Origin of the sequence: Tissierella pigra, from assembly GCF_009695605.1 — a bacterium.
Lineage (GTDB): Bacteria > Bacillota > Clostridia > Tissierellales > Tissierellaceae > Tissierella > Tissierella pigra.
Map to the genome: position 1 here is coordinate 1 of NZ_VUNQ01000078.1, position 8,278 is coordinate 8,278.

The following is an 8,278-nucleotide window of genomic DNA, read 5'->3' on the forward strand; positions in this document are numbered from 1 at the left end:
AATGAACGTTACAATCTAGCAGTTCATGCTCCAGAATATAAAGAAAAGTTATTTGGAAAGGCAGGCGGCAGATAGTGATATTTGATAAAATTGAATCTTTTAGAAATCAAAAGCAAGGCATTATAGAGGATTTAAGGGTGTGCATTAGTTATACTCCAAATAAAGATAATGATCTTCTATGTTTTATGGAGCAATATTTAAAGGCAGAAAAAAAGAATAGGGCCAAGATACTAAAGGAAATAAAGAAATGTATCAATGGAGAAGAATATGAAAATCCATTCCTAGCCTATAATTATTATGATGAAAAAGATATTAAAGAACTAGATAATATTTTAGATGGATTTATTAATAAACTAAGGGTTATTAGCAAAGCATCTAATGATTTAGATGAGGAAGTAGAAAAGATTATTGCAGATACTATTTTTAAAATCAATGAAATTCATGATAAATGTTATGGGGAATTAATAGATTCTTGGAGAAGTATAAGGCTTATAGAATTGATAGTTAGTTCAGCAAAATATGTAGGATACGAAAATGCCATAGATATTTTAAATGAAAAAAGACTATGGTAAGGTGGTGCGGACATGGATCTTAGGGAGCAAAAGTTTGGTGTAGAAGTAGAAATGACAGGTATCACAAGAAAAAGAGCAGCACAGGTTATAGGCGAATATTTAAATGGTAGAGTAAATTATGTGGGAGGGGGATATGGAAATTATACTGTAACAGATAATCAAAACAGGAAATGGCAGCTTGTAAGAGATGCCAGTATTACCTGTCAAAAGAAAATAGGAAATCGAAAGCAAATAGCAGATAGCGAGTATAGTGTTGAATTAGTAAGTCCTATATGTTTTTATGAAGACATAGAAAATATCCAGGAGATGATAAGAGAATTAAGAAGGGCTGGGGCATTTTGCAATAAATCCTGTGGAATTCATATCCACATAAATGCGGCTCCCTTTAAGGCTTATCAAATTAGAAATCTTGTAAATATTATAGCATCAAAAGAAGATATGATATATAAAGCATTAAAGGTAGATTCGGAAAGGGAAAGGAGGTATTGCAGAAAGATAGATAAGGATTTCTTAGAAGAACTAAATAAAAAGAAGCCTAAAACAATAAGTGGAGTACAAAATCTCTGGTATAAGGGGAGGGATGGAAGTCATGAGCATTACCATGACAGCAGGTATAGGTGCTTAAATTTACATTCTGTATTCCAAAAAGGTACAATAGAATTTCGTGCCTTTAATGGATCACTCCATGCAGGAAAACTTAAGGCTTACCTGCAGTTTTGTATGGCAATTACAGCTCAAGCCTATAATCAAAGGTCTGCAAGTCCAAGAAAAACTGTATCAGAAAATGAGAAATATACATTTAGGGGATGGCTTTTAAGACTCAACTTAATTGGAGATGAATTTAAAACAGCGAGACAACATCTTCTAGATAATCTAGAAGGAAATATTGCTTGGAAGTCACCAGAGCAAGCTGAGGCTCAAAAAGAAAGACTTAGACAAAAGCGAGAATTAGAACTTTTAGAGCAAGAAGGAAGAGAAGAATTAGAAAATAATGATATGGAAATAGATGAGCAGGAGGAAGATCCTGTTTTTTCTATGTCTATGAATCAATAAGGAGGTCAATATGGAAGAAATAAATATAGATAAGGACTCAATCCATAAATTATATATTGCCTATGGAAGTAACCTAAATTTAAATCAGATGAAGTACCGATGCCCTACTGCAAGGGTTATCGGTGCATCGGAGCTAAAGGACTATGAGCTTGTATTTCGTGGATCAAGACATAGTGCAGTGGCAACTATCGAACCATGTGAAGGTAGTACAGTTCCTGTTTTACTATGGAGTATTCAGCCAAAAGATGAGAAGGCCCTTGATAGATACGAAGGATATCCAAGTTTTTATGGAAAATCTGGAGTGGATATTACTGTAGGTAATCATAAAGCTACAGCAATGGTTTATATAATGACGGAGGGGTATAAGCTTGGAAATCCATCTGGTAATTATCTGAGAACCATAGAAGAAGGCTATATTGATGCAGGATTTGATTTAGATATTTTATATGATGCAGTAGAGAAAACCCTAAGTCAAATAGAGAACTTTGAAGAAATAGAGAAAAATGAACCTGAACAGGGAGATATATTTGGAATGAAATGGTGGTGATATAAATGGCAGACCCTGGATCATTAGGGATTATTGTAAAAACAGCTTTATCTGCCTTATCAGATGAAAGGGTAAGAAAAGGAATAGGGTGGACCATTGCAGCAATCCTATCTCCCTTTATATTAATCATTGTTATTATATGTGCATTGCTTTCAGGAACAACAAATCATAACAACATTGCCTTAGATTTATCATTTAATGGAGGTAGTATGCCAAATAGTATTCCAGAAGACTATAGAGGCCATATTAAAGATATGCGTAATAGCTTTTCCCATATTGATAGTAGAATCACTAAAATAAATAGCCAAATGGATGAAGATGATAGCTTAGACTCAATAAGGGTTAAGGCTATTTTTTATTCGCTGTATTTCGGCGAAAATCATCCTTCAAAAATAGATAAGGCGAAATATGTGGACTGTTTTGTCAACTATGAAGAGCGTAAAAGAACTGTAACGGATGATGAAGGAAATGAACATGAAGAGACATATACAGTGGCTATTCCTATAAAAGACATATCAGAAGTCTATAAAAATATAGAAGATATAATGGGAAGAACTGTGACTTATGAGGATGTGGCCAATACTACTGAAATATATTATCGCATACTTTATGGAAGACCTGCTCCTACCTATGGAGAAGAATTTGATAGATTTATTAATGGACTCCCTTTGTCCGAAGAAGAATTTATAGGTGTAGATGATTTTTATTCTCCAGTGGGATCTAACTGGAGGAATGTAGTTACTAGTGAATTTGGTTATAGAAAAGACCCATTTACAGGACAGACAAAAGGACATAGTGGAATTGATTTAGGATTACCAAAAGGGACACCCATACGATCTGTACTAGATGGAACTGTCCATTTAACCAGATACTCATCAACAGGTTATGGCCATCACATAATGATAGATCATGGTGGTGGATTTATTACCTTATATGCTCATTGTTCCAAGATTTTAGTCAGAGAAGGGCAAAAAGTAAGAGCAGGGGACATCATAGGGGAGGTAGGTTCAACAGGAAGAAGTACAGGGAACCATCTTCATTTTGAAATAAGAATAAATGGAGAAAAGAAAAACCCAAGAAATTATTTACCATAAGGGGAGGATTTTATGCTAATTACAAAGGGAATATTTGAAAGAAAGATACCAGAGTTTAATGCAGCGAATTGTATAATTGAGGGAATTGAATTGATGGATGAAGAGAAATTTAAAGAATTTAGTAGGGATTTATTAAAGGATAGAGATTTTATTAAAGATAGACAAGATGAAATGTATATAGATTCTGCTGGACAAGTTCATGGTTTATTAGCACTTAATATGGATAGTGGTGATGGGATTTTAATAGATAGCCAAGGCTATGACTATCCTAGATATACAGCATTTTTGCCAAATATAAAATCCTATATTGATAATCATATATCCATGGTTGTAGATAAAATAATAGAGGAAGCTACAAATAATTCATCAAATGGAAGCTGGGTAATATACTTTGATGAAATAGAAGAAAACCATGGATTAATTATAAATGAGAATAATGGAATAGGGACATTACTATTAGCTGAACTAGAAGAAAGAGAAGAATTGGCTGAATTAGAAATTGGAGATAACTGCTTTGATATGATGTTTTATAGTAAACATCTAAACTTCATTGATGATGAAATAGAACAAAATATGAAAATGTAGGAGGAAGATAAATGGAAAAGATAGAAGAAAGAATTAGGATCTTAAAGATTGAACCACAAAGGCTACCCTATGAAAAGGAAATAAGTAATGATTTAGAAGGTATCCAAAAAGAAGTTCAAGGATTATTTGAATGTATTTATCTGGATGATAATTGTATCTTAGTATGTAATGAAGAAGGAAAATTAAATGGAATGGAACTGAATCGAAGGGTGGGTAATGATATTATTGCCGGCCCTTTTTTTATTGTAGGAGATAGCCAAGATGGAGAATTTATATCCCTTACTGATGAACAAATAGAAGAATATACAGATGAATTTGGACAGATTCAAGAATTTACTGGGGAAGAACCAGAGGCACAACCCTGGATGGAGTTTAGGGGATTTGATTTATAAAGATGGAAAATATCTTAATACTATAGTAATATGTCTATATACTAAAAAGTAGGTGATGATTATGACAATTCAACGAATTCTAAAAGAAAAAGGAATGTCAAGATATAGCTTATCAAAATTAAGTGGAATTCCATGGCCAACATTATCAGATATATGCTCTGGTAAAATAGATATTAATGTATGCAGTGAAGAAATAATTTTAAAATTATCCAAAACACTAGATATGCCTATTGAAGAAATTATTACATTAAAAATAGAAGCAAAAGAAAATATAGATGAAGGGAAGCCTAAAGATAAATCTTATTTAGAAACAAATTTATCTGGAACCTTAGATGAAGCGTTAAAAGCCTATCTACGGGGAATAGAAGAAAATGTTCTATATTTAGATTGCCTATGGGATGAACTTTATGGTGCGATTAATTCAGATTTATGGACAGGTTATATTACAGAAGAACAAGCAAATTATTTAAGAAAAAAATATCTCTATGGAGAATCACAGGAAAAATTGAATGATTAACTGTATAGGATATGTTAGTAAATAAATTTAAGAATTATGATTAAATAGGATGAAACTAATGAAATTGGGCAACAAATTAATATGTAAATTCTAAATTTAAAATACGGAATAACTTTAAAAATCACTCACATATGTGGGTGATTTTTTGATGGGAAAATGTTGTAAAGTTCGATATAGAAATATAGTTTTTATAAACAATGTTTATCTTTAGAAAAAGGAAGGAGATGAGCCTTAGATGAAAAAAGATACTATTAAGATAAATTTTAGCGCTGAAAAATTAAGGTCTATAAACATATATATCGAAAAAAAAGAATTAGATTTAGAAGATGAGCTGATAGATCAACTTCAAAAACTATATGAGAAATATGTTCCAGCCAATGTAAGAGAATATATTGATGAAAAGCAAGAAGAAGCAATACAGAGAAGAAAACCTAAAAAATCCACCAAAAATCAAGTAGAAGCTAATATGCCATCTATAAAAGAGGAATAAGACAATTTTTGAGGGCGTATTTGCCCTTGTGTGCCATTTAAAAGAGGGACATGGTATGTTTATACCTAATCTAAAGTAAATCGAAAGTTGGGGCGAATGTGCCGACTAAGCATAATGAATGTTAAGATGGCTTAACTACTGGCTTTTAGGTGATGTTATTAGAATAGTGGGGATGAACCCCCCTATTGATTTTGGTGCAGGATAAAGGAAGGTGGTCAAAAGATTCCACCTTCCAGTCACATCCCCCGGCAGTGCCGTGGGTTGAAAGAATTAAGGCAGGTGGTCGGAAAATGAAATTTGTGCTGTCATAGGTGGTCGTTATCTACTAAGAACCCCATAAAACAAAGAGTTGATGGGTGTACCCTATAGGTGGTCAAGGGAAAATAATAGATATTTGAGGTGAGGTGGAATTGGCAGAGAAAAAGAATTCAGTAAAGAAAAGGACAGCAGTATGGTTATATCCTGAAACAATGGAAGAGATGGATAGTTTACTTGAAAGGGATAATTGCAAAAGCAGAAGTGAATTTATAGATAAAGCTTTAAACTTTTATATGGGATATTTAGTTAGTGAAGATACTACAGTATATCTATCTAAGATACTAATCTCAGCAATACAAGGAATACTTAAAGAAACAGAAAATAGGAATGCTAATAATTTATTTCGTCTATCAGTTGAAATGAGTATGATGATGAATATACTCGCCGCCGGTTTAGAAATTAGTGAGGAAGAACTTCGTAGTCTTAGGGGAAGATGTGTTCAGCAAGTAAGAAAGACAAGAGGTAAAATATCCATGGAGGAGGCGATAAAGTTTCAACAGGGAATTGGAGAGTGATAATTTATGCCAAGGCTTATTCTGAAGTGTCCTTATCTAAAAGGTGGGAGTGATAAAACATCGGCTCATCTTGAAAACTTAGTAAATTATATTGCTACTCGTGATGGAGTAGAAAAAATTAATATAGAAAATAGAAATTTTTCTTCCACAAAACAGGGAGAATTAATATTACAGCTAGTTAAAGAATTTCCAAACACCAAAAATTTATTTGAATATGAAGATTATATTAAGAACCCATCATTAGAAAATGCTTCTGAATTTATTTCCATAGCAATAGAAGAAAACTTTGATAAGATTGGCAAACGGAAAAACTATGTGGATTATATTGCAAATAGACTAAGGGTAGAAAAAATGGGAAAGCATGGTTTATTTACTGGCGGAGATGAAAGTCTAGTTCTTAGTAGAATTGCAGAAGAAGTTGCAAATCATGAGGGGAATGTATGGACTCCAATTATTTCTCTAAGGAGAGAGGATGCTGCAGGGCTTGGTTATGATAATGCTGAAAGTTGGCACAATATGCTTTCTTACTATGCCATAGACATAGCTGAATCTTTAAAGATAAAGCCTGAGAATTTTCAGTGGTATGCAGCCTTTCATAATGAGGGTCATCATCCCCATATCCATATGATTTGTTATTCAACAGATCCAAAGAAAGGATATCTAACTAAAAAAGGTATAGAGAAAATGAAATCAGGATTTGTAAAAAATATCTTTGGTCAAGAGTTAAAAGAAATATATATAGAGCAAAGTAAAAGAAGGGATGAATTAAAAGAGGAATCAAGGGAGGTCTTATTACAACTAATATCTGAAATGAAAAATGATACCTATCGAAATAGTAATGTAGAAGAATTGTTTATAGGGTTTGCAGAAAGATTGAAATTCAGCAAAGGAAAAAAACAATATGGATATTTACAACCAAAACTTAAAGCAATGGTAGATGAGATTGTAGATGAACTAGCTAAGGAAGAAAGAATAAGCAAGGCATATGAATTGTGGTATGAAATGCGCAACGAAGTATTGCATAGCTATATGGATAATTTACCTGAACCTTTGCCACTATCACAGCAAAAGGAATTTAAGTCAATTAAAAATATGATTATTAAAGAGGCAGATAATTTTAATAAAGGAATTTTTTCCTTTGAAGAAATAGCTAATGGTGATATTGATATGACTGATGAAATCGTAGATAAAGCAATAGATAATAGAGCTGAAAAAAATACAGAATTTATTGAGGTAGAAGGTAGCAATTTAGATTTAATTAATGAAATAGAAGTTAGTGATGATATAGATATAGCTGAAGATGTTTATATCAAGTGGAGTGATGATTATAAAAGAGCTTGTGAATTCTTATTTGGTACAGATGATATAGTACAGGATTTTGAAGAAGCCTTTTGTTTATTTCGATCTGAAGCTGAAAAAGGAAATGCCCTTGCTATGTTTAACATGGGAAGAATGTTTGCAGATGGACTTGGTATAGAGATTGATATAGAAGAATCCTATAAATGGTATGAAAAAGCCCTTAATGCTTTCCATAAGGTAGAAAGTAGAAAGCCTTGGAAATATACAGAGTATCGTATAGGTAAGATGTATTCACAAGGTCTTGGAACAGAAGAAGATTATGAAAAAGCAGCATACTGGCTTACTCTGTCAGCAAAAGAAAGATATAAGTTTGCTGAGTATTCTTTGGGTGGTCTTTATTACAGAGGTCAAGGAGTTGAGCAAAGCTATGAAAGTGCCTTTGATTTATATTTAAAATCTGCGAAGCAGGGGTTTCCATATGCTGATTTTGAAGCAGCAAAGATGTATCGTGACGGAATTGGAACTGATAGGAATAAGGAAGAGTCAGATAAATATTTTTACTCTGCTTTCATAGGTTTTAAAAGATTAGAAAAGCAAAGTCATGATGATAAAATACAATATAGACTTGGGTGGATGCTTCAAAATGGAATCGGTACAGAAAAAGATATAGGGGAAGCAAAACAGTATTATGAAAAGTCGGCAAAGCTTGGAAATACATTTGCCTGTTATTCTCTTGCAAAATTAATTCTTGCAGAAGAAAACCCAGAACACGAGCTTCCTGTGATACGATAAAAATAGAAAATCCTCACAAATAAATTAAGGTATAATTGTAATTGAGAGAAAACAATTCTTAATTTAAAGGAGGATCTACTATGAATTATAAACAAAATCAAAGG

Annotated in this window: 10 protein-coding genes; all 10 read left to right on the forward strand. The window is 32.7% G+C overall.

The window, feature by feature from the left end; all coding sequences use genetic code 11:
* Positions 1-74 precede the first annotated feature (74 nt).
* The 10 genes from FYJ83_RS18800 to mobP3 all read left to right on the forward strand — a co-directional run bounded on the left by FYJ83_RS18800 (position 75) and on the right by mobP3 (position 8,174).
* Positions 75-572 (forward strand): hypothetical protein, encoded by a 498-nt coding sequence (locus FYJ83_RS18800; protein ID WP_154443027.1) that lies wholly within the window; start codon positions 75-77, stop codon positions 570-572.
* Between the two features lie 12 nt (positions 573-584).
* On the forward strand, positions 585-1,625 hold the full coding sequence (locus tag FYJ83_RS18805) for an amidoligase family protein (RefSeq protein ID WP_154443028.1): 1,041 nt from the start codon (positions 585-587) through the stop codon (positions 1,623-1,625).
* A gap of 10 nt (positions 1,626-1,635) precedes the next feature.
* A complete protein-coding gene (locus tag FYJ83_RS18810) occupies positions 1,636-2,172 on the forward strand; it encodes a gamma-glutamylcyclotransferase family protein (protein WP_154443029.1) in 537 nt (178 codons plus the stop codon).
* A gap of 5 nt (positions 2,173-2,177) precedes the next feature.
* Positions 2,178-3,266, forward strand: coding sequence for a M23 family metallopeptidase (locus FYJ83_RS18815; protein WP_154443030.1), 1,089 nt, complete (start codon positions 2,178-2,180; stop codon positions 3,264-3,266).
* 12 nt (positions 3,267-3,278) lie between these two features.
* Positions 3,279-3,851, forward strand: a complete 573-nt coding sequence (locus FYJ83_RS18820; protein WP_154443031.1) for a DUF6329 domain-containing protein — start codon at positions 3,279-3,281, stop codon at positions 3,849-3,851.
* Between the two features lie 11 nt (positions 3,852-3,862).
* Complete coding sequence (locus FYJ83_RS18825) at positions 3,863-4,243, forward strand: DUF3846 domain-containing protein (RefSeq protein ID WP_154443032.1); 381 nt, start codon at positions 3,863-3,865, stop codon at positions 4,241-4,243.
* A gap of 61 nt (positions 4,244-4,304) precedes the next feature.
* On the forward strand, positions 4,305-4,760 hold the full coding sequence (locus FYJ83_RS18830; RefSeq protein WP_154443033.1) for a helix-turn-helix domain-containing protein: 456 nt from the start codon (positions 4,305-4,307) through the stop codon (positions 4,758-4,760).
* A 235-nt stretch (positions 4,761-4,995) separates the two neighbouring features.
* Positions 4,996-5,250 carry a DUF6103 family protein gene (locus FYJ83_RS18835; protein WP_154443034.1) on the forward strand — a complete coding sequence of 85 codons (255 nt, stop codon included), beginning with the start codon at positions 4,996-4,998 and terminating at the stop codon, positions 5,248-5,250.
* Between the two features lie 410 nt (positions 5,251-5,660).
* Positions 5,661-6,083 (forward strand): hypothetical protein, encoded by a 423-nt coding sequence (locus tag FYJ83_RS18840; protein WP_229768665.1) that lies wholly within the window; start codon positions 5,661-5,663, stop codon positions 6,081-6,083.
* A gap of 6 nt (positions 6,084-6,089) precedes the next feature.
* Positions 6,090-8,174, forward strand: a complete 2,085-nt coding sequence (mobP3, locus tag FYJ83_RS18845; protein WP_154443035.1) for a MobP3 family relaxase — start codon at positions 6,090-6,092, stop codon at positions 8,172-8,174.
* Positions 8,175-8,278: the final 104 nt, after the last annotated feature.

What these genes read in the sequence shown, in the direction of transcription:
- FYJ83_RS18805 (WP_154443028.1), top strand. Translation starts at nt 585, where the DNA reads ATGGATCTTAGGGAGCAAAAGTTTGGTGTAGAAGTAGAAATGACAGGT.
- FYJ83_RS18810 (WP_154443029.1), top strand. Translation starts at nt 1,636, where the DNA reads ATGGAAGAAATAAATATAGATAAGGACTCAATCCATAAATTATATATT.
- FYJ83_RS18815 (WP_154443030.1), top strand. Translation starts at nt 2,178, where the DNA reads ATGGCAGACCCTGGATCATTAGGGATTATTGTAAAAACAGCTTTATCT.
- FYJ83_RS18820 (WP_154443031.1), top strand. Translation starts at nt 3,279, where the DNA reads ATGCTAATTACAAAGGGAATATTTGAAAGAAAGATACCAGAGTTTAAT.
- FYJ83_RS18825 (WP_154443032.1), top strand. Translation starts at nt 3,863, where the DNA reads ATGGAAAAGATAGAAGAAAGAATTAGGATCTTAAAGATTGAACCACAA.
- FYJ83_RS18830 (WP_154443033.1), top strand. Translation starts at nt 4,305, where the DNA reads ATGACAATTCAACGAATTCTAAAAGAAAAAGGAATGTCAAGATATAGC.
- FYJ83_RS18835 (WP_154443034.1), top strand. Translation starts at nt 4,996, where the DNA reads ATGAAAAAAGATACTATTAAGATAAATTTTAGCGCTGAAAAATTAAGG.
- mobP3 (WP_154443035.1), top strand. Translation starts at nt 6,090, where the DNA reads ATGCCAAGGCTTATTCTGAAGTGTCCTTATCTAAAAGGTGGGAGTGAT.